The 19,595-nt window shown below is 41.0% G+C and carries 21 protein-coding genes and 2 tRNA genes; 6 read left to right on the forward strand and 17 right to left on the reverse strand.

Annotated features, from left to right (window positions below; all coding sequences use genetic code 11):
• Positions 1 to 340: 340 nt before the first annotated feature.
• The 3 genes from ACVCDT_RS06680 to ACVCDT_RS06690 form a co-directional block, all read right to left on the reverse strand.
• Positions 341 to 432: transfer RNA gene (locus tag ACVCDT_RS06680), tRNA-Ser, on the reverse strand.
• A gap of 195 nt (positions 433 to 627) precedes the next feature.
• The gene (locus tag ACVCDT_RS06685) at positions 628 to 780 is read right to left on the reverse strand and encodes a hypothetical protein (RefSeq protein WP_447131986.1); all 153 of its coding nucleotides are present in this window, start codon (positions 778 to 780) and stop codon (positions 628 to 630) included.
• A 568-nt stretch (positions 781 to 1,348) separates the two neighbouring features.
• Positions 1,349 to 1,440: transfer RNA gene (locus ACVCDT_RS06690), tRNA-Ser, on the reverse strand.
• 222 nt (positions 1,441 to 1,662) lie between these two features.
• On the opposite strand from ACVCDT_RS06690, the gene ACVCDT_RS06695 reads away from it, so the two are divergent.
• The 5 genes from ACVCDT_RS06695 (at position 1,663) to ACVCDT_RS06715 (ending at position 3,771) form a co-directional block, all read left to right on the forward strand.
• The gene (locus tag ACVCDT_RS06695) at positions 1,663 to 2,331 is read left to right on the forward strand and encodes a Bax inhibitor-1/YccA family protein (RefSeq protein WP_447131987.1); all 669 of its coding nucleotides are present in this window, start codon (positions 1,663 to 1,665) and stop codon (positions 2,329 to 2,331) included.
• A gap of 72 nt (positions 2,332 to 2,403) precedes the next feature.
• Positions 2,404 to 2,793 (forward strand): sulfurtransferase complex subunit TusD, encoded by a 390-nt coding sequence (gene tusD, locus ACVCDT_RS06700; protein ID WP_447131988.1) that lies wholly within the window; start codon positions 2,404 to 2,406, stop codon positions 2,791 to 2,793.
• On the forward strand, positions 2,790 to 3,143 hold the full coding sequence (gene tusC / locus ACVCDT_RS06705; RefSeq protein WP_447131989.1) for a sulfurtransferase complex subunit TusC: 354 nt from the start codon (positions 2,790 to 2,792) through the stop codon (positions 3,141 to 3,143). The genes tusD and tusC overlap by 4 nt, the downstream gene beginning before the upstream one ends.
• Positions 3,143 to 3,427, forward strand: coding sequence for a sulfurtransferase complex subunit TusB (gene tusB, locus ACVCDT_RS06710; protein WP_447131990.1), 285 nt, complete (start codon positions 3,143 to 3,145; stop codon positions 3,425 to 3,427). Before tusC ends, tusB begins: the two co-directional genes overlap by 1 nt.
• Before the next feature lie 5 nt (positions 3,428 to 3,432).
• Complete coding sequence (locus ACVCDT_RS06715) at positions 3,433 to 3,771, forward strand: TusE/DsrC/DsvC family sulfur relay protein (RefSeq protein WP_447131991.1); 339 nt, start codon at positions 3,433 to 3,435, stop codon at positions 3,769 to 3,771.
• Positions 3,772 to 3,965: 194 nt separating this feature from the next.
• Here the strand turns inward: ACVCDT_RS06715 and serS are convergent, their stop codons facing one another.
• From serS to lrp, 6 genes are all read right to left on the reverse strand, one after another.
• A complete protein-coding gene (gene serS, locus ACVCDT_RS06720; protein ID WP_447131992.1) occupies positions 3,966 to 5,255 on the reverse strand; it encodes a serine--tRNA ligase in 1,290 nt (429 codons plus the stop codon).
• Positions 5,256 to 5,265: 10 nt separating this feature from the next.
• Positions 5,266 to 5,646, reverse strand: a complete 381-nt coding sequence (crcB, locus tag ACVCDT_RS06725) for a fluoride efflux transporter CrcB (protein ID WP_447131993.1) — start codon at positions 5,644 to 5,646, stop codon at positions 5,266 to 5,268.
• A gap of 1 nt (position 5,647) precedes the next feature.
• Complete coding sequence (locus tag ACVCDT_RS06730) at positions 5,648 to 7,006, reverse strand: replication-associated recombination protein A (protein ID WP_447131994.1); 1,359 nt, start codon at positions 7,004 to 7,006, stop codon at positions 5,648 to 5,650.
• Positions 7,007 to 7,008: 2 nt separating this feature from the next.
• Positions 7,009 to 7,632 carry an outer membrane lipoprotein periplasmic chaperone LolA gene (gene lolA, locus ACVCDT_RS06735; protein ID WP_447131995.1) on the reverse strand — a complete coding sequence of 208 codons (624 nt, stop codon included), beginning with the start codon at positions 7,630 to 7,632 and terminating at the stop codon, positions 7,009 to 7,011.
• Between the two features lie 16 nt (positions 7,633 to 7,648).
• Positions 7,649 to 10,063 carry a DNA translocase FtsK gene (locus ACVCDT_RS06740; protein ID WP_447131996.1) on the reverse strand — a complete coding sequence of 805 codons (2,415 nt, stop codon included), beginning with the start codon at positions 10,061 to 10,063 and terminating at the stop codon, positions 7,649 to 7,651.
• A gap of 121 nt (positions 10,064 to 10,184) precedes the next feature.
• A complete protein-coding gene (gene lrp / locus ACVCDT_RS06745; protein ID WP_447131997.1) occupies positions 10,185 to 10,670 on the reverse strand; it encodes a leucine-responsive transcriptional regulator Lrp in 486 nt (161 codons plus the stop codon).
• Between the two features lie 126 nt (positions 10,671 to 10,796).
• On the opposite strand from lrp, the gene ald reads away from it, so the two are divergent.
• Positions 10,797 to 11,930 carry an alanine dehydrogenase gene (ald, locus tag ACVCDT_RS06750; RefSeq protein ID WP_447131998.1) on the forward strand — a complete coding sequence of 378 codons (1,134 nt, stop codon included), beginning with the start codon at positions 10,797 to 10,799 and terminating at the stop codon, positions 11,928 to 11,930.
• On the opposite strand, the gene pyrF is transcribed toward ald, so the two are convergent.
• The 8 genes from pyrF to serC form a co-directional block, all read right to left on the reverse strand.
• Positions 11,925 to 12,629 carry an orotidine-5'-phosphate decarboxylase gene (gene pyrF / locus ACVCDT_RS06755; protein ID WP_447131999.1) on the reverse strand — a complete coding sequence of 235 codons (705 nt, stop codon included), beginning with the start codon at positions 12,627 to 12,629 and terminating at the stop codon, positions 11,925 to 11,927. The two genes, ald and pyrF, sit on opposite strands and share 6 nt — an antisense overlap.
• Complete coding sequence (lapB, locus tag ACVCDT_RS06760; RefSeq protein ID WP_447132000.1) at positions 12,619 to 13,788, reverse strand: lipopolysaccharide assembly protein LapB; 1,170 nt, start codon at positions 13,786 to 13,788, stop codon at positions 12,619 to 12,621. Before lapB ends, pyrF begins: the two co-directional genes overlap by 11 nt.
• Positions 13,788 to 14,054: a LapA family protein gene (locus tag ACVCDT_RS06765; RefSeq protein WP_447132001.1), complete on the reverse strand. Its 267-nt coding sequence runs from the start codon at positions 14,052 to 14,054 to the stop codon at positions 13,788 to 13,790. Before ACVCDT_RS06765 ends, lapB begins: the two co-directional genes overlap by 1 nt.
• A 161-nt stretch (positions 14,055 to 14,215) precedes the next feature.
• On the reverse strand, positions 14,216 to 14,506 hold the full coding sequence (gene ihfB / locus ACVCDT_RS06770; protein ID WP_447132002.1) for an integration host factor subunit beta: 291 nt from the start codon (positions 14,504 to 14,506) through the stop codon (positions 14,216 to 14,218).
• A 113-nt stretch (positions 14,507 to 14,619) separates the two neighbouring features.
• On the reverse strand, positions 14,620 to 16,290 hold the full coding sequence (gene rpsA / locus ACVCDT_RS06775) for a 30S ribosomal protein S1 (protein ID WP_447132003.1): 1,671 nt from the start codon (positions 16,288 to 16,290) through the stop codon (positions 14,620 to 14,622).
• Positions 16,291 to 16,416: 126 nt separating this feature from the next.
• Positions 16,417 to 17,091 (reverse strand): (d)CMP kinase, encoded by a 675-nt coding sequence (gene cmk, locus ACVCDT_RS06780; protein WP_447132004.1) that lies wholly within the window; start codon positions 17,089 to 17,091, stop codon positions 16,417 to 16,419.
• Between the two features lie 118 nt (positions 17,092 to 17,209).
• Complete coding sequence (gene aroA, locus ACVCDT_RS06785) at positions 17,210 to 18,490, reverse strand: 3-phosphoshikimate 1-carboxyvinyltransferase (RefSeq protein ID WP_447132005.1); 1,281 nt, start codon at positions 18,488 to 18,490, stop codon at positions 17,210 to 17,212.
• Positions 18,490 to 19,575, reverse strand: a complete 1,086-nt coding sequence (gene serC / locus ACVCDT_RS06790) for a 3-phosphoserine/phosphohydroxythreonine transaminase (RefSeq protein ID WP_447132006.1) — start codon at positions 19,573 to 19,575, stop codon at positions 18,490 to 18,492. The genes aroA and serC overlap by 1 nt, the downstream gene beginning before the upstream one ends.
• Positions 19,576 to 19,595 lie beyond the last annotated feature (20 nt).

The raw sequence follows: 19,595 nt of genomic DNA on the forward strand, positions 1-19,595 counted from the left end.
ATTCGTATCATCCATGATACTCACCCTACGGGCAGGCGAAGCCTGTGCAAACTGTTCCAGACAGTTGGTCGAACTACGGGGGTTCTCACCCTCCAATTGCAATGAGTTGATAAAATCTAGGCAATAAAAAACCCGCTGAATGAGCAGGTTTCTTGGTATATGGCCCAGAGGGAGGGATTCATTCGTATCATCCATGATACTCACCCTACGAGCAGGCGAAGCCTGTGCAAACTGTTCCAGACAGTTGGTCGAACCGCGGGGGTTCTCACCCTCCCATTGCAATGAGTTGATAAAATCTAGGCAATAAAAAACCCGCTGAATGAGCGGGTTTCTTGGTATATGGCGGAGAGGGAGGGATTCGAACCCCCGGTAGGTTTGACCCTACGTCTGATTTCAAGTCAGGTGCATTAAACCGAGCTCTGCCACCTCTCCGAATTGAGCTGCGCATTCTAGAGACGTTTTTTATTTTTGTAAAGCCTAAATCTAGGTTTAAAAGAAATTCGTTTGTTAGAAGGTTTAGCTGGTTGTTTTATGGGCAGTTAACGCCCCATTCTGCCGACGAAAAGATCGCTTCGTATTAAGGTCGGAATAATTGGATTGTTTGATTGATGAAATAAAGGATAGGTTTTAACTTGACTTAAAATCATGGTTTAGAACATCTAGCTCTTTCAGCCTTTTTTCAAGTTTATCAATTTTGGAAATTGAGATAATACCAAATATAAAGCCTATTATTCCCATAGACATACCTGTGACACCAAATACAAAACCTAAATTTTCCATGTCTTTAACTCCTCTTAATATTTATTCAAGTTCCAGCGATAAACTTTAACATTGCAATAGCAATATAACAGGGATTTAGTTTGGCTTTATAATAATCGCTAGCTAGAGCATTTAACGGTTGGGATTCACAGAATTACATTTAAGTATTTGCCCTTCGGGCGCAAAAGCGGTTCCAACTGATCCAGTCAGTTGTTATTCGGGCTATCCCTGCCCTCACTCCGAGAGCCAAGCGAAGCTTGTTCAAATTTGATCCTGTCAAATTTGTCGAACCGCGGGGGTTCTCATCCCTCCCGATTAAATTAGGTGCTGAATTTGGGGAAATAAAAAACCCGCAGTAGTTGCGGGTTATGTATGAGTTTAGTTTAAGGGTTCAGTTTTTTGTATCGCTTGATGATAACTGAACGGGATTCACTCAGGCACTTCCTTGTGCCTGACCCTGCGGGCGCATTCGCGGTGCCAAATGTTCCAGACATTTGGTCGAACCGCGGGGGTCCTCACCCTCCCATTTGATGGTGTCAATTTATTTGGGGCAATAAAAAACCCGCTGAGTGAGCGGGTTTCTTAAATATGGCGGAGAGGGAGGGATTCGAACCCCCGGTAGGTTTGACCCTACGTCTGATTTCAAGTCAGGTGCATTAAACCGAGCTCTGCCACCTCTCCGAATTGAGGATGCGAATATTAGTGACGTTTTTATGTGATGTAAAGCCTAAATTAATAAATTTTGTTTGCTTGCTCATTGTTTGAACGCTTTGCTCATATTAACATCTGCTTACTAATGATAAGTGCGAAATAAATCAGTAATCACTTGAAAAATTGAACTAAACACCATACAAAGACACTATTCATTAAGAATGTTTTTAAACTTACGTTTTGGAGAAAACCATGGAACAAAGATCTACCTATAGCAGTGCAGGTCAAGCTTCTGTATTACAAACTAATAAAGTATTGCGCAACACTTATATGTTGTTAGCTATGACACTGACTTTTAGTGCTGTCTGTGCTGGTATTACAATGGCGATGAATATCTCTCCAGGTGTTGCCCTGGGTATGAACTTAGCCGCTCTAGTGATGATATTTTTCTTAAATAAAGCAGCCGAAAGCTCAAAAGGCATTTTGTTTGTTTTTGCTTTTACTGGCTTATTAGGCGGTTCATTAGGTTACACCCTTAATTATTATGCTGGCTTCCAAAATGGCGGTGAGCTAATTATGCAAGCCTTTGGTGCAACAGCATTAGTGTTTTTTGGTTTGTCAGGTTATGTACTAACCACTAAAAAAGACTTCTCATTTATGGGTAGTTTTTTATTAGTAGGCTTAATAGTGGCAGTGGTTGCTTCTATTGCTAATATCTTTTTAGGTATTCCAGCATTAAGCCTTGCGGTTAGCGCAGCCATTGTCTTCATTATGTCTGGCTTTATTTTGTATGATACAAGCCGCATTATAAACGGTGGCGAAACTAACTATATTCGTGCCACAGTTTCAATGTACTTAAATATCTACAACCTATTTACCTCTATCTTGCATCTTTTAGGTGCCTTTGGTAGCGACGATTAATCGTTAAACGGTAAAAACAAGTTCAACGCCTCAGCTTGCTGGGGCGTTTTTTTATGGTACATTTGCAACCCTATGGCTTCTTTTACTCTTTTAGTGACATCCGCCCCCTTTTCACAACAAAACGCTTACAGCGCGTATCGTTTTGCCCTTGCGGCTGTGCAAGCAGGTCACACTGTAAATGGTATCTTTTTTTATCAAAGTGGCACCCTTAGCGGTTCGAGTTTACAAATCACTCCGTCTGATGAATTTGACCTATATAGTGCGTGGCAAAAGCTGGCACAGCAATATCAGGTGCCTTTGATGGTCTGTGTAAGTGCGGCCACTAAAAGAGGTATAACCACCAAGCAAGATGCCAGTGATACTGATCAATCACATTTTAGTTTAACCGCCCCTTTTGAATCAGTAGGTTTAGGCGATTTAGCTACCTTAATGAATAGCAGCGATAGGTTGATACAGTTTTGAGCCTAGCAATAGTCAACAAATCAGCGCCTTATGGCACATCAAACGGCCAAGAAAGCTTAGATATGGCCTTGGCCATGAGCAACTTTGCTCAAGACGTCAGTGTGTTTTTTATTGAAGATGGTGTGTGGCAATTATTGTCAGGGCAAAATCCCACAGCCATTAATGCCAAAGGCTATTACAAAACTTTTCCAGCCTTCGAGTTTTACGACATAGAAAATATCTATGTATGTAAACAAAGTCTAATGAAGAGAGGCATAGATCAAGAGCAGCTAAGTATTGCAGTCACACTGATAGAGCTAGATGAGTTATCTGAACTTTTAGCTAAGCAACAACAAGTGATGAGCTTTTAATGATTTTACATAAGGTTTCCACTAGCCCCTTTAGTCATTTGGACTTGCAACACTGTTTAGCGCGATTGCAGCGTACTGATGCTTTATTACTGACTCAAGATGCGGTTTATGCTGTGATGGATGTATCTTTTCTCTCAGTACTTTCAAAATTGCCTGCTGTGTACCTACTTCAAGAAGATGCTAATGCGCGGGCCATAAAGCTTGAAAACCCTCACTTTAAATCAATCAATTATGCTGACTTTGTAGAGCTTAGTTTAAAATACCCCCAAGTAATTAGCTGGTAACACAAATGGAATACTATTTTGAATTTTCTGGTAAAAAAATTGCCACTGATAAAGCTGGATATTTGTTAAATGTTGCAGACTGGCAAGCGGATTTTGCTCCAGTATTAGCGCAAACTGAAAATATTGAGTTAACTGATAATCATTGGGAAGTAGTGAATTTTGTACGCAAATTTTACTTAGAATTTAATACCAGCCCCGCTATGCGCGCTTTAGTTAAAGCCATGGCTAACGAATTTGGCCCTGAAAAAGGTAATAGTCGTTATTTATTTAAGTTGTTTCCTAAAGGGCCAGCTAAACAAGCCACCAAAATTGCTGGTTTGCCTAAACCTGCCAAATGTTTATGACGTGCAAAATCACCGAAACAACATAAAGAGCAGAACCGATCCAGATTTTTGAGGAAAGTTTTGCATGATTGGCAAGTCAAACAATGCTCACCCCACTGTTATTAAAATTGAATTTTTAAAAACTATAAATAAAAAAAGACCCCACTAATGGGGTCTTTTTGAGTTTTGTATAACTTAAAAGCCTAGATGGCTAATTAGCCGATTTTCTCTAAACCGCCCAAATAGGGTTGTAACACCTTAGGCACAGCTACCGAACCATCTGCTTGTTGGTTATTTTCTAAAATAGCCACTAAAGTACGGCCTACTGCTAATCCAGATCCATTTAAGGTATGTAGAAGTTCAGGTTTGTTTCCTTCGCTGCTTCTATAACGAGCTTGCATTCTGCGTGCTTGAAAGTCCAACATGTTTGAGCAAGAAGATATTTCACGGTAAGTGTTTTGTGCAGGTAACCATACTTCTAAATCGTAGGTTTTACAGGCACCAAAGCCCATATCACCAGTACATAACAACATCTTACGGTAAGGCAACTCTAAAAGTTGTAATACTTTTTCTGCATGCTCAGTTAGCTCTTCTAGGGCGGCAAAAGAATGCTGGGGTTCAACCAATTGCACTAACTCTACTTTTTCAAATTGGTGCTGGCGAATTAAGCCACGAGTATCGCGACCATAAGAGCCGGCTTCACTTCTAAAACAGGGAGTAAATGCGGTCATTTTAATGGGCAATTCACTGGCAGAGTAGATTTCGTCACGGGCAATATTAGCTAATGGCACTTCTGATGTTGGGATCAAAGATAAACCTTGGCCTTCTTCTGTAGCCGGTTTAGTGTGAAAGGCATCACCCATAAATTTAGGAAATTGACCGGTTCCTGTCATGCTCTCTTGATTAACTAACAGTGGAACATTGGTTTCTTCATAACCATGCTCTTGGGTATGAAGATCTAACATAAACTGAGCAATGGCACGGTTTAAGCGTGCTACTTGACCACGCATTACCACAAATCGTGATCCGGCTAATTTAGAGCCCGCATCAAAGTCCACACCTTTATTCAAAGCAGCGCCAATATCAACATGATCTTTAATCTCAAAATCAAATGTTCTAGGTGTGCCCCAACGGCTTATTTCTAAATTATCGTTTTCATCTTTGCCCACTGGCACGGCTTCATCAGGCAAATTTGGAATAGTTTGAGATAGATTAGAGATTTGCTCTAGCACAACAGTTAGCTCGGCTTTAGCCGCATCTAGTTGATCACCTAACTGCCCTACTTCAGCTAATAACGGCTGAATATCTTGGCCTGACGCTTTGGCTTTACCTATAGACTTAGATCGTACGTTGCGCTCATTTTGAAGTTCTTGAGTTTTAATTTGCAGCGCTTTACGCTTTTCTTCCAATTCGATAAAGGAATTTACGTCTAACTCAAACCCTCTTTTTTTAAGATTTTCTGCGGTCTGGTGAATATCACCACGTAAATATTTTGGATCTAACATCTTGTTTTATTTAACCTTTAACTATTTGAGTGCCTAACCATGCTGCAAATAAGCAGCACACTATATTTAACGTTACATTTAGCGCGGCCTTAAGCCACAAACCCTGTTGAAAGAGCATTAATGTGTCGACTGAGAAGGTGGAAAATGTGGTGAGAGCACCCAGAAATCCAATCCCAATTGTGGTTCGCCAAAGACTGGCTTCTATTTGTCCTTGTTCCAGTAAGGCATATAAAAAGCCTAAAAAGAAGGAGCCCACAATATTGACCAGAAGTGTACCAAAAGGAAAGCCTTTACCAAACCATTGAAGCATGAGTTGTGAAAGAAAATAGCGTAAACAGGCACCTGTTGCGCCACCTATGGCAATAAATAGATACAAACTAACATGCTGCACCTTATTTATACCTTTGGTTTGGGCTATTGGCATCTAAGCCGTGTAAAAAAGCCAGTTTGTCTTGCAGCTTTTTCTCTAAGCCTCTGGTACTGGGTTGATAATACTGAGTATCTTTTAGGTCTTCAGGAAAATAGTTCTCACCTGCCGCATAAGCATGGTTTTCGTCATGGGCATAACGATAGGCTTGCCCATAACCTAATTCTTTCATCAAACTAGTGGGCGCGTTACGCAGATGTTCGGGTACTGGGCTATCGGATGTCTGTTTGGCATGATTAACCGCAGCTTTAAATGCCACATATACAGCATTACTTTTTGCTGTACTAGCACAATACAGGGTGGCCTGAGCAATCGCCCTTTCCCCTTCTGCTGGGCCAACTCTTTGAAAAATATCCCAAGCATTTAAACAAATTTGCATAGCCTTAGGATCTGCATTGCCAATATCTTCTGTGGCAATGGCTAATAATCGTCTAGCTACATACAAAGGATCGCAGCCTGCTACTAACATTCTTGCGTACCAATATAATGCAGCATCGGGGGCTGAGCCACGTACTGATTTATGAAAAGCTGAGATTAAGTCGTAAAACTGGTCACCATTTTTATCATATTGTGCAACTTTTTCGCCTACTGCGAGTTTAACCATTTCTACAGTTAAGCGTTTATCTTGACTATCTGTAGGCAGAAAATCTGCACTGAGCTCTAAATAATTAAGTAGTCTTCTGGCATCACCTGTAGCCATATCGATTAACATTGACTTGGCTTGCTCATCAAGCTCTATATTAGCTAAGCCTAAGCCCCGCTTTTTATCGGTTAAGGCTTGGGTAAGCACATCTTCTAGGTCATGCTGACTCAAACTTTTAAGAACGTAAACCCTGGCTCTAGATAACAAGGCATTGTTTAATTCAAAGGAAGGATTTTCTGTGGTGGCACCTATAAAAGTCACAGTGCCATCTTCTATATAGGGTAAAAACGCATCTTGTTGGCTCTTATTAAACCTATGTACTTCATCCACAAATAAAATTGTGCGCTGTTTATGCTGGCTAGCATAAAGCTTGGCATTATCTATGGCTTGCCGAATATCTTTCACTCCGCTACTAACCGCAGAGAGACGCTCAATATGAGCCTGACAATGATTAGCCACAAGTTCGGCTAAGGTAGTCTTTCCTGTGCCTGGTGGGCCCCATAAAATCATTGAGTGACATTGGCCACGTAAAAGCGCCGCCCTCAAGGGTTTATCTGGACCAATAATATGTTGTTGGCCAAAATACTGCTCAATCACTTTAGGCCGCATTCTTGCGGCTAATGGCGCAAACTCTAGGCCCGCTGCATTTTCACCATCAGAAAAGTCAAATTCTGCGGTCATGATTAGCGTTGGTCGTCCAAATCAAAACCTTCGGGCAAAGTAAAAATAAAGGTATTTGCGCCCAAGGGTTTATTTTGTTGAATATCACTAAACAGCAAAACACTTGTTTGTTGTTGACTGTCAATGCTTTGTAAGCCAACTAATTGGTCGCCTTTAAAACTAAGCTGCAGGCTTTGAATACTTGTGCCTTGGGTATTTGGCTTAATAGTAAATTGATTTTGCTGTTGGCTAACCTGATAGTCTTGCCACTTTTCACTGTTGGGCTGAGTTAATAATAAAAAAGGATTGTCATTTAAGGCTGTATCGGCACTGTATACCACCACTTGTTCTAAAAATGGGTCGATATTCCAGATGTTTTGCCCATCTGCTAATAAAGTGCTTTCATTAGGTGCGGCTAATTCCCACAACAATTTATTGGGTTGTTGTAATACAATTTTACCTGTTGCTTGCTGTAAAAGATTATTTTCATGATCTGTTACTTTTTGACTAAAACTAGCTTGGTAACTAATTAAGCTTGCTAACTTAGCTTTAAGTTGCTGTTTGGCACTTTCATCTGCATGGGCGAAATGGCTAAGCGCTGAGGCAAACAACATCACCCCAGCCATTGATAATTTAAATACATTCATTTTATAAAACTACTCTTTAGTCTCTTGGTGCGGCTGCGGCTAATACTTCACGATTACCATTATGCCCCGGAGGTGTTACGACGCCACTTTGTTCCATTTGCTCAACTAGTCGGGCTGCGCGATTGTAACCAATTCTAAATTTACGTTGCACACTAGACACAGATGCACGTCTGGTTTCGGTTACAAAAGCCACGGCTTCATCATAGAAAACATCGTATTCTTGATCGCCATCTTCTGGTTGCTCACCTGGTAATAAAATTTCGGCACTGGCATCGCCATTTAAAATCTCATCAATATATTGCGGGGCGCCGCGTTGTTTCCAATCAGCAACCACTGCATGTACTTCATGATCATCAACAAAAGCCCCATGCACCCTAGTGGGTACACCTGTACCTGGTGGTAGATACAACATATCCCCTGCCCCAAGCAAGGCTTCTGCCCCTTGTTGATCGAGTATCGTTCGAGAATCAATTTTAGATGATACTTGAAAGGCAATACGAGTAGGAATATTAGCCTTTATCAAACCTGTTATAACATCTACTGAAGGCCTTTGTGTGGCTAGCACTAAGTGAATACCTGCCGCCCGAGCTTTTTGCGCAATACGCGCGATAAGTTCTTCAACTTTTTTGCCAACTATCATCATCATATCGGCAAATTCGTCAACCACTACCACTATAGCGGGAAGCTTTTCTAAAAATGGCGCTTCAGTTTCCATGCTTTCTTCTGGCTTCCATAGAGGATCTCTAATGGGCTCGCCAGCTTCAATTGCCGCCAGTACTTTGGCATTAAACCCTTTAAGGTTTCGTACGCCTAAAGCAGACATTAGTTTATAGCGACGCTCCATTTCCCCTACACACCAACGTAGCGCATTGGCCGCTTCTTTCATGTCGGTCACAACTTCTGCTAATAAATGCGGGATCCCTTCATATACAGATAGTTCCAACATTTTAGGGTCAATCATAATCATACGCACATCTTCTGGCGTAGATTTATACAGCAAACTAAGGATCATCACGTTGACCCCTACTGATTTACCCGAACCTGTGGTACCTGCAACCAATAAATGCGGCATTTTGGCTAGGTCAACCACTACTGGTTTACCTGAAATATCTGCGCCTAACACCATAGTTAAGGGCGAGCTTGAACTTTGGAATACGTCAGCGCATATCACTTCACTTAATCGCACCATGTCGCGCTTTTTGTTTGGTAGTTCTAGACCAATAACTGATTTGCCCGGAATAACTTCAACAACCCGCACTGAAATTGCCGACATAGAACGAGCTAAATCTTTAGATAAAGTTGTTATTTTGCTTACCTTCACCCCTGGGGCTAAATCCATTTCAAAACGGGTAATTACAGGACCAGGATACACGCCTACTACATTGGCTTCGATATTAAAGTCAGCCAATTTGGCTTCTAACAAGCGAGAGACTGCTTCTAATTCCTCTGGAGTAATAGGATTTTTAATTTTGTCTGCCCGTTCCAATAAATCAAAAGATGGCATAGGTGCTTGGGGCTCATCTGTATTGGATTGTTCAGCTTGGCTTTCTGAGGTCAGGCTAGGCTCTTTTTTCTCTGTAGGCGTAGAAAGGCTTTCTTGTTGTTTTGACTTTCTCGATAGCGAAATTTTCTTTTTAAGCTCGCCTAATGACACAGGTGTTTTACTTGGTTGTTCGTCTAGAATGTCTTGTGGCACAGCTGGCTCTGGTGCCACAGGTGTATGAACTTTAGGTTGTTCTGGTAAATCTTCTGGGGCTTGTCCCCAAAAACTTTCTTCCGACTTGTTTTGTAAAGAGGCTGGCTCTGATTTTTTAAAAGATAATAACCCTGTTGAACGGGATTTAAGTTGGGTTGGCGCACGGTACACTAAACGGCCAAATAAGATAGTCAGCTCACCTAGTTTATCGACTATTGTGACCCATGAAATACCACTGACTAAGGTAAAACCAGTACAGAAAAAACACAGTAATAACAGGGTGGTGCCTAACATACTAAAATAAGGAATTAAGGACGAGCTAAGAATATCACCAACCATGCCTCCTGAAGTGTAATTATGAATATCTTCAGCGTTAAGACTTAATAAGCCTGTAGCCCCTAACACCAACAAAATAATGCCAATTAACCTTAAGCCTATGGTTAAGTAGTCTATTTCTAATAAATGTTTAGTTTGTTTAAATAAAAACCAGCCAACAAAGGCACAACAAAAAGGTAAGGTATAAGCAAAAGAACCAAAGGTGAAAAATAGAATATCTGCAAACCAAGCGCCTATAGGGCCTACCCAGTTGTTTACATCACTTTGTAAGCCAGCTTGGCTCCAGCTTGGATCGGCTGGATGAAAAGATGCCATGGCTAAAAGTAAGAAGAAGGCAAAAACACAACAGATAATCATGCCTACTTCCATTATTCGTTGTATGCCTGTAAGTCGCGCCATATAAATAATGTTCTTTTTTAATTATTATCTTGAAGAAAGCATAAGATACCAGTGCAGCCCTTAAAATCCTAGCCACTGGGGGTTTATCGAATGCTATTTAATCAATGTCATTACAATATCGTTATTTTAAACTGATTTTAACCTGTGTTGACTCTTTTACTTCTTCCATAACCACATAGGTACGAGATTCACTCACCCCAGGTAAACGTAACAAGGTATCGCCTAAAAGTTTACGATAACTCGACATGTCTGCAACCCGTGCTTTTAACAAAAAGTCAAAGTTACCAGAAACCAAATGGCACTCTTGGATATCTTCGTGGGTGCGTACAGCAGCAGAAAATTCTTCAAAAATATCCACTGAGGTTTTAGTTAGGGTTATTTCAACAAACACCAACATACCCGCACCTAATTTTGTTGGGTCAACCCGTGCATGATAGCCCTTAATATAACCTTGCGCCTCTAAGCGCTTAACTCTTTCTAAGCATGGGCTGGCGCTTAATCCAACTTTGCTTGCCAATTCAGAATTGGTAACTTTTCCATTTTTTTGTAACTCAATTAATATGTTTCTATCAATTCTGTCTAAGTGTTTGGGTGTTTTTATCAGCATATTTTATTTTGTTAAATGCCCATTTAGCAAAAGATTATACTTTTGATAAGTAAAAAACCCAACAACTTATGGCAAATATTCTCTTATACTTGCGCCTTAATCCTAGCCTTCATTGGAGTAAAACTTGTGCTAATAGGTGTACCAAAAGAAATTAAAAACCATGAATACAGAGTGGGCTTAACTCCTGCTGCTGTAAAAGAATTTGTAAACCACTCTCATCAAGTATGGGTTGAAACTCAAGCGGGTCACGCTATTGGTTTTACCGATGAATTATATGTAGCTGCAGGTGCCAAGATTATTGACACCCCAGAAGAAATCTTTGCTAAAGCTGACATGATAGTAAAAGTAAAAGAGCCTCAGCCGCAAGAATGTAAAATGTTGCGCCCTGGCCAAACTTTATATACTTATCTTCACCTTGCGCCTGATCCAGTACAAACTCAGTTATTAGTTGAGTCTGGCGCAACTTGTATTGCCTACGAAACTGTTACAGATAACCGCAACACTTTGCCTTTATTAGCACCTATGAGTGAAGTTGCAGGCAGAATGGCAGTACAAGCTGGCGCCCATTACTTAGAGAAAGCCCATGGCGGTAGCGGTACTTTGTTAGGAGGCGTACCTGGTGTAGCGCCAGGTAAAGTATTAGTAATAGGTGGCGGTGTAGTTGGCTTAAACGCAGCTAAAATGGCTATGGGTTTAGGCGCTGATGTAACTATCTTAGATCGTTCATTAAACCGTTTACGCGAATTAGATGATATTTTTGAAGGACGTTTAGCAACAGTATTTTCTACTGCTGAAGCCATTGAAGAGTATTCATCAAAAGCAGACCTAGTAGTAGGTGCAGTTTTAGTACCAGGTGCTGCTGCCCCTAAATTGCTTAATAAAAAACATATTAAGAATATGAAACCAGGCTCAGTTATTGTTGACGTGGCTATAGATCAAGGCGGCTGTTTTGAAACCTCTAAAGCCACCACTCACCAAGATCCGGTTTATATAGTTGATGACGTAGTGCATTACTGCGTTGCGAATATGCCAGGTGGTGTTGCCCGTACTTCTACTATGGCGCTGAACAATGCGACTTTACCATTTGGTTTAGCTTTGGCTAACAAAGGTCCTAAACAAGCCATGTTAGATGACGCGCATTTATTAAATGGTTTGAATGTACACCAAGGAAAAGTTACTTATAAAGCAGTAGTTGACGCTTTAGGTCAGCAACTTAACCTTGAATATATGGACGCGGCGACTGCGCTTCGTACTTTATAAAGACTTATTAATTTCAATAAGTGTTTGAAGTGGGTCGGCTGATTGGGTAATTGGCCGACCTATAACTAAATAATCTGAACCCGCCTGCACCGCCTGTTTAGGTGTCATTATACGAATTTGATCACCCTGTACCGATCCTTCTGGGCGAATACCAGGAGTAACCAAAGTAAAGTTTTGGTGTATCTTTGATTTTAATAAACTCGCCTCTTGAGCCGAACACACTACCCCGTCTAAACCCGAATCATAAGTTAATTGAGCCAGTCGTAATACTTGCTGCGCTAACGTTGCGTCTACACCTATGGCATCTAGCTGTTGTTGATCCATGCTAGTTAATACTGTTACCGCTATTAATAGAGGTTGCTTATCACCAAACCTTTCTAATCCGGCTTTGGCATACTCCATCATTTTAGGCCCACCACTGGCATGCACATTGATCATCCAAACACCTAAGTCAGCTGCAGCTTGGCAAGCCTTAGACACAGTATTAGGAATATCGTGGAATTTTAAATCCAGAAAAACATCGTAGTTTTTGCCAACCAATTGTTTTACAAAGCTAGGGCCAAAATGAGTAAACATTTCTTTGCCAACTTTTAATTTACATAAGCTTGGATCAATTTTATCAATAAATTCATTGGCACTTTTTACTTGGTCAAAGTCTAACGCCACTACAACCTTTGATTCACTCACATTATTCCCCATCTAACCCTTTAATTGGTTTAACTACACCCCATTTTTTACATGAAGGGCATAACCAATGCACCTGACTACCTGAAAAACCACAGCTATGACAGCGATACTTAGGGCGCTGCTTAATTTGTTCTTCAACTAATTCTTTTAATAACATTAAGCTGTTTGTAGATTGTTTATGATCTTGCAAGTCGATATAAAAGCCCATCAGGGTTTTAAACCCTTTCATGGTGGGGTGTTTCTTTAATTGTTCTAACAATACCTGTGCGGCTTTATCTGCCTCGCCTTCTTTGGCCATTAGTTTCACTTTAGCTAAATAGGCAGTTGCACATTGTTGCCAATATTGCTCTAAAACTTGGGTAAGTTGTGTATCGTCACCCAATTCTTCTGCGCAAGATTCAATAAGAGGCACGGCTTCGCTTAACCAGGTTAAGTCTCGTTCGGGAATTTGCACTAAATATTCTATTGCTTGAGCATATTGTTGTTGCTCAATCGCCAGCTCACCTAACATTAACCACGGACGTACAGCTCTATCGTCAAGATCTATGGCAGATTTTAAACTGGTTGTGGCTGTTTCGAAGTCTTGCTGTTTAATTTCTAAGGCGGCTTTTTCGCAATAAAAATGTGCCACACGTGCACACAACTCATCGCTGTCGCCACCGGCATTAATCATTTGCTCAGCTAAACTAATCGCTCTTTCCCACTCTTTGGTGGTTTGATAAATATTAAAGAGTTGTACTTGGGCTTTAACAAAGTGTTTTTGGCTATTTAATAGTTGTAAAAATGCGTTTTCTGCGCGCTCTAAAAATCCTGCCAAAATATAGTCGCGGCCTAATTCGTATAACGCAGATTCACGTTGACTGGCTGATATTTGCTCTTTACTGACTAGGTTTTGATGTACTCTGATGGCTCGATCAAGTTCACCTCTGTGCCTGAAAAACTTGCCCATAGCGATGTGGGTTTCAACCGTATCACTGTCTAAATCAATCATTTTAATCAAAGTATCTACGGCTTTGTCTGGCTCGTCAGATAAGAGAAAATTTAGACCTTTGTAATAATGCTTAGCGAGTATGCTTGATTGGCGTCTTTGGGCTTGTCTAGCGCTATTTCTTCCCATCACCCAACCATAGGAGGCGGCAACAGGTAATAATAAAAATAGAAGCTCTAACATTATGGCGTGGTTGTTGGCTGGGCTAACTTTTTGACTTTGCGCTGTAAGCTACCAAGCTGCCATTTTAATTTAACGATATAAATTAAAGCGAATAACCAAGCCAAGGCCACTCCACTTAAAAATGTAATGCTTAATAATACAGACATTCTTATTTGTGTCTCTGCTACTAAATAATTAATCAATACTGTATGACTATTTTGTGATCCAATAAACCAGCCTAACACCAGCACAATCAATACTGTTATTAACAATAATAAGGTTTTCATTTTTGCCCCCTAGGGATGGTCAGCGTTAAAAGGCGTAATTTATGGAATGGATGATAATAGCTCAATGCGTTTCTACAAAATGAAATGCTTAACAAGAATTTAACTCTAACAAAAACGGCACCCTAATTGGAGTGCCGTTTTTAATATTTTTGACTAAAAAATCAATTAACTAGACTTTCGTTAACTCTTTCTCGTAACTCTTTACCAGGTTTGAAATGTGGAACGTACTTACCGTCTAATTTCACAGTTTCGCCAGTTTTAGGGTTACGACCTACACGTGGAGCGCGATAATGCAAAGAAAAACTACCAAAACCTCTTATTTCAATGCGTTCACCCTTTTGTAGAGTTTGCGCCATTTGTTCTAGCATTTCTTTTATTGCCATTTCCACTTCTTTGGCAGGTACTTGACGCATTTTATCGGCTAGTCTTTCAATAAGCTCTGATTTGGTCATATTAAAACTCTCCATCACTCACTAAACTGTTATACCGATAATAAGCGCGTTGGGCTATTTGTCAAAGCTATTCATGCTTTAAAAATATTCAACACGCTTATTTATGCTTTTTATTAGTCGTTTTTAGCTGCTTTGAAAGCGTCAGCAAATGCGTTGCTGAAACCAACTTCTTCTTGTTGATTCACTTTATCAAGTGCGTCTTTTTCGTCTGCTTGGTCTTTCGCTTTAACCGAAAGGTTAACAGTGCGGTTCTTACGATCAACGCCCATGAACTTGGCTTCGATTTCAGAATCAACACTCACCACTTCAGAGGCATCTTCTACACGGTCACGTGATAAATCACCAACACGGATGTAGCCTTCAACTTCTTCAGCTAGCTTAACTGTTACACCTTTAGCATCAACTGCAGTCACAGTACCAGTTACGATAGTGCCTTTCTTAGTATCAGTGATGTACTGGTTGAACGGGTCTTCTTCAATTTGCTTAACGCCAAGTGAAATACGCTCACGCTCTGGGTCAACTTGAAGAACAACAGCAGAGATTTCGTCACCTTTCTTATAGTCACGAACCGCTTCTTCGCCAGTTTTGTTCCACGAGATATCAGACAAGTGAACTAGTCCGTCTATGCCGCCATCAAGACCGATGAAGATACCAAAGTCAGTGATAGACTTGATCTTACCGCTAACTTTGTCGCCTTTGCTTTGTGCTTTAGCAAACTCTTCCCAAGGGTTAGGAATACATTGCTTAAGACCAAGAGAAATACGACGACGCTCTTCGTCAATTTCAAGAACCATAACTTCAACTACATCACCTAAGTTAACAACTTTAGATGGGTGGATGTTTTTGTTAGTCCAATCCATTTCTGAAACGTGTACTAGACCTTCAACACCGTCTTCGATTTCTACGAAACAACCGTAGTCAGTTAGGTTAGTCACAGCACCGCTTAATTTAGCGCCTTCAGGGTAACGGTTTGCAATTTCTTGCCAAGGATCGTTGCCCATTTGCTTCATACCTAGAGAAACACGAGACTTCTCTTTGTCGAATTTCAATACTTTAACGTTGATTTCGTCACCAACATTTACGATTTCACTTGGGTGCTTAACACGTTTCCAAGCCATATCTGTGATGTGTAGAAGACCATCTACGCCACCTAAGTCAACAAAGGCACCGTAATCGGTAAGGTTCTTAACAATACCTTTAACTTCATGACCTTCTTCAAGGTTAGCAAGAAGCGTATCACGCTCTGCACTGCTCTCGGCTTCGATAACAGCACGACGAGAAACAACAACGTTGTTACGTTTAGCATCAAGCTTGATAACTTTAAATTCTAATTCTTTACCTTCAAGATGAGTTGTATCGCGAACTGGGCGAACATCTACTAATGAACCAGGTAAGAAAGCGCGAACAGTGTTCACTTCAACCGTAAAGCCACCTTTGACCTTACCGTTAATTACACCAATGATTGTTTCTTTTTCAGTGTAAGCTTTTTCTAGTTCTACCCAAGCTTCGTGACGCTTCGCTTTTTCGCGAGATAGGATGGTTTCACCGAAGCCATCTTCAACTGCATCCAGGGCAACATCGATTTGGTCACCTACTACTACATCAAGCTCGCCATCGGCGTTTCTAAATTGCTCGGCAGGGATTGCACTTTCAGATTTAAGTCCAGCATCTACTAAAACGATATCTTTATCGATAGATACGATAGTACCTTTAACAATAGAGCCAGGACGGGTTTCAAGTTCTTTTAAACTTTCTTCAAATAGATCAGCAAAATTTTCAATCATAGTGGTTTAATAAATTTCTTTTTTGACATCCACGTTACAATCCAGTGAGCGCGGGGTTGTTATTCATGACTAAGTCATCCTTAACTTAGCGGGCTTTAATTATTTATAGCTAACAAACTGCTGCCCTTAGGCGAGTTTCTTTTCAACAAATAATTCAATCTTTTCAAGCACTTGCTCGACATTCAACATAGTAGAGTCTATAACAAGTGCGTCTTTGGCTGGCACTAAAGGGGCAACAGTTCGATTTGCATCTCTTTCGTCGCGAGCTTTTATGTCGGCTAAAAGGCGCGGCATACTAACATCATGGCCCTTGTCTTTCAACTGCTTAAAGCGTCTATCGGCGCGCTCTTCGGCACTCGCGGTTAAAAATATTTTCACTTGAGCTTCGGGAAATACCACTGTACCCATATCTCGACCGTCGGCTACCAAGCCTGGGGCTTGCTTAAATCCTCTTTGACGCCTTAATAATGCTTCGCGAATAGACGGCAAAGAAGCGATTTTAGACGCTGTGTCTCCCACTTCTTCGGTACGGATAGTATCGCTAACATCTTCCCCTTCTAATACCACTCTGACGCCTTTGTCTGTGGTTTCAAAATTGACATCTAAGCCTGACGCAAGCGGCAAAAGGCCAACTTCGTCGTCTGCGGGAATTTGGTGATGCAGGGATGCAACAGCTAAAACTCTATATATGGCACCACTATCTAAAAAGTGCCAACCAAGCTTTTTCGCTAATAAAACACTTGCTGTTCCTTTGCCTGCGCCGCTTGGTCCGTCTATGGTAATGACAGGTTCTGTGTACATGCGCTCTCCTGAGCCTAACAAAATCGGGCGCAATTATACGCATTGGTAACGGATTAGCAATGGCGCCTAGATGACATTTTTGTAACCGTAATTAACTCTTTACTGATCTTGCGGCTAACTACCGACAAATCGAAGCAAAACGTGCAAAGTAGTCAGGAAATGTTTTGGCAGTACAAGCTGGATCATTTATGGTAACCGCTGTATCACTTAAGGCCACTAAAGAAAAACACATTGCTACTCTATGGTCGTTGTACGTATCTATAGCTGCGTGATTTAGTTTTTCGGCTGGGGTGATGCGGATATAATCATGACCTTCTTCAACCCTAGCCCCGACTTTTCTTAATTCACAACTCATAGCTGCTAATCGGTCGGTTTCTTTCACTCGCCAATTATAAATATTTCTAATACTGGTTGTACCCTCGGCAAAAAGAGCAGTGGTGGCTATGGTCATGGCCGCATCGGGTATATGATTCATATCTAAATCCACTGCTGTTAGTGGAGCCCCGCTTACTTCAATAAAGTCTTCTTGCCAATTAACTTTGGCACCCATTTTTTCTAATACTTCGGCAAAACGAATATCCCCTTGAATACTGTTTTTACCTATACCTGTCACTCTCACTGTGCCGCCTTTTATGGCCCCAGCGGCCAAAAAGTAAGACGCAGAAGAGGCGTCGCCTTCCACTAAAAAGTGCCCCGGAGATTGGTATTGTTGTTGGCCTTTAATTAAAAACTCTTGATAATTTTGGTTTTCTACCACTATGCCAAATTGCGCCATAGTATGCAGGGTAATATCAATATAAGGTTTAGAAACTAACTCGCCACTTATCACTATTTGCGTGTCTTGTTCAAATAAAGGTGAACTCATCAGTAATGCAGTTAAAAATTGACTCGAAACGCTACCATCGACAGTTATATTTCCACCTTTTACTGCTTGGCCTTTAATCTTTAATGGCGGATAACCTGGCGCTTTTAGGTATTCTATCTGAGCGCCTGCTTGTTTTAAGGAGTCAACCAAAGACCCTATAGGCCGTTCTTCCATACGCGGCTCGCCGGTAAGTTCAAATTCCCCTTGGCTACAAGCTAATACTGCACATAAAGGGCGCATAGCAGTGCCTGCATTCCCCAAAAACAATGATAAAGGTTGGGAGGCACTAAATACCCCAGCATTGCCTGTTACCCAGCACTGAGTTTTGCAATCAGATAAACGATACTGCACATTTAACTGAGTTAAGGCAGTTAACATGTGTTGAATATCTTCGCTATCTAATAAATTGGTAAGGTGGGTTTCGCCTTTAGCTAATGCCGCAAGTAATAAGGCGCGATTAGATAAACTCTTAGAGCCAGGCACATTAACGGTTCCACTAACGTTGGAAATAGGTGACAGGGTTAACTGCTTCATTAAGATTGCCTCTTTGCAAAGTCTTGCATAAATTCGGTTAACGCCACTACCCCTTCTAAAGGCATGGCGTTGTAGATGCTTGCGCGCATCCCCCCTACACTTCTGTGGCCTTTTAACGCCATTAAGCCAGCTTCAGAGGCTTGTTGTAAAAATAGTGAATCTAAGGCCTTATCTTTTAGAGCAAAAGTGACATTCATTTTTGAACGAAAATCTGGGTGCACTTGATTGATATAAAACTCACTACTATCGATGCATTCGTATAACACACGGGCTTTTTGCGCATTACGCTCAGCCATTACAGATAGGCCACCTTGTTGTTTTAACCATTTAAAAACTAAACCGGCTAAATACCATGAATAAGTCGGGGGGGTGTTATACATAGAATGATGTTTAGCCATGGTTTGATAATGCATAAAACTGGGGGTTTCGGGCATAGCACTATCTAAAAGATCATCTCTAACTATCACCAAGGCTAAGCCAGACGGACCAATATTCTTTTGCGCTCCCGCATATATGATCCCAAATTTACTTACATCTAAGGGCTTAGATAAAATGTTAGAAGACATGTCTGCCACAACAGGCAAGTCACCACATTCTGGAATTTGGTTTAGCTCAATGCCATCTACGGTTTCGTTGGCACAATAATGGAAATAGGCGCTCTTAGGATCAAGCATATTAGGAGTAATGCTAGGCAGCCCCTTTAAGCCATTTATGTTTTGTTGTTTAGCTACAATATTTGGCTTTAGGTATTTTTCTGCTTCTTGTACTGCACTTTCTGACCATGCACCCGACACCATAAAGTCGGCACTTTTGCCTCTTTTGGCAAGATTCATTGGCACAGCTGAAAATTGCCCACGCCCGCCGCCCTGAGAAAACAAGACTTTATAGTTTTGGGGAATGCAAAGCAGCTGTCTAAAATCTTGCTCTGCAGTTTCTGCTAAATCAATATACTCTTTACTGCGATGGCTGATTTCCATGACTGAACTACCACAGCCGTTCCAGTCTATAAATTCAGCCTGAGCTTGTTGCATAACTTCTTGTGGCAACATAGCCGGTCCAGCACAAAAGTTGTAGATTTTTTTCATTGTTTGTCTCAAAAAAAAAC

The sequence above is a fragment of the Paraglaciecola aestuariivivens genome (genome assembly GCF_052983255.1).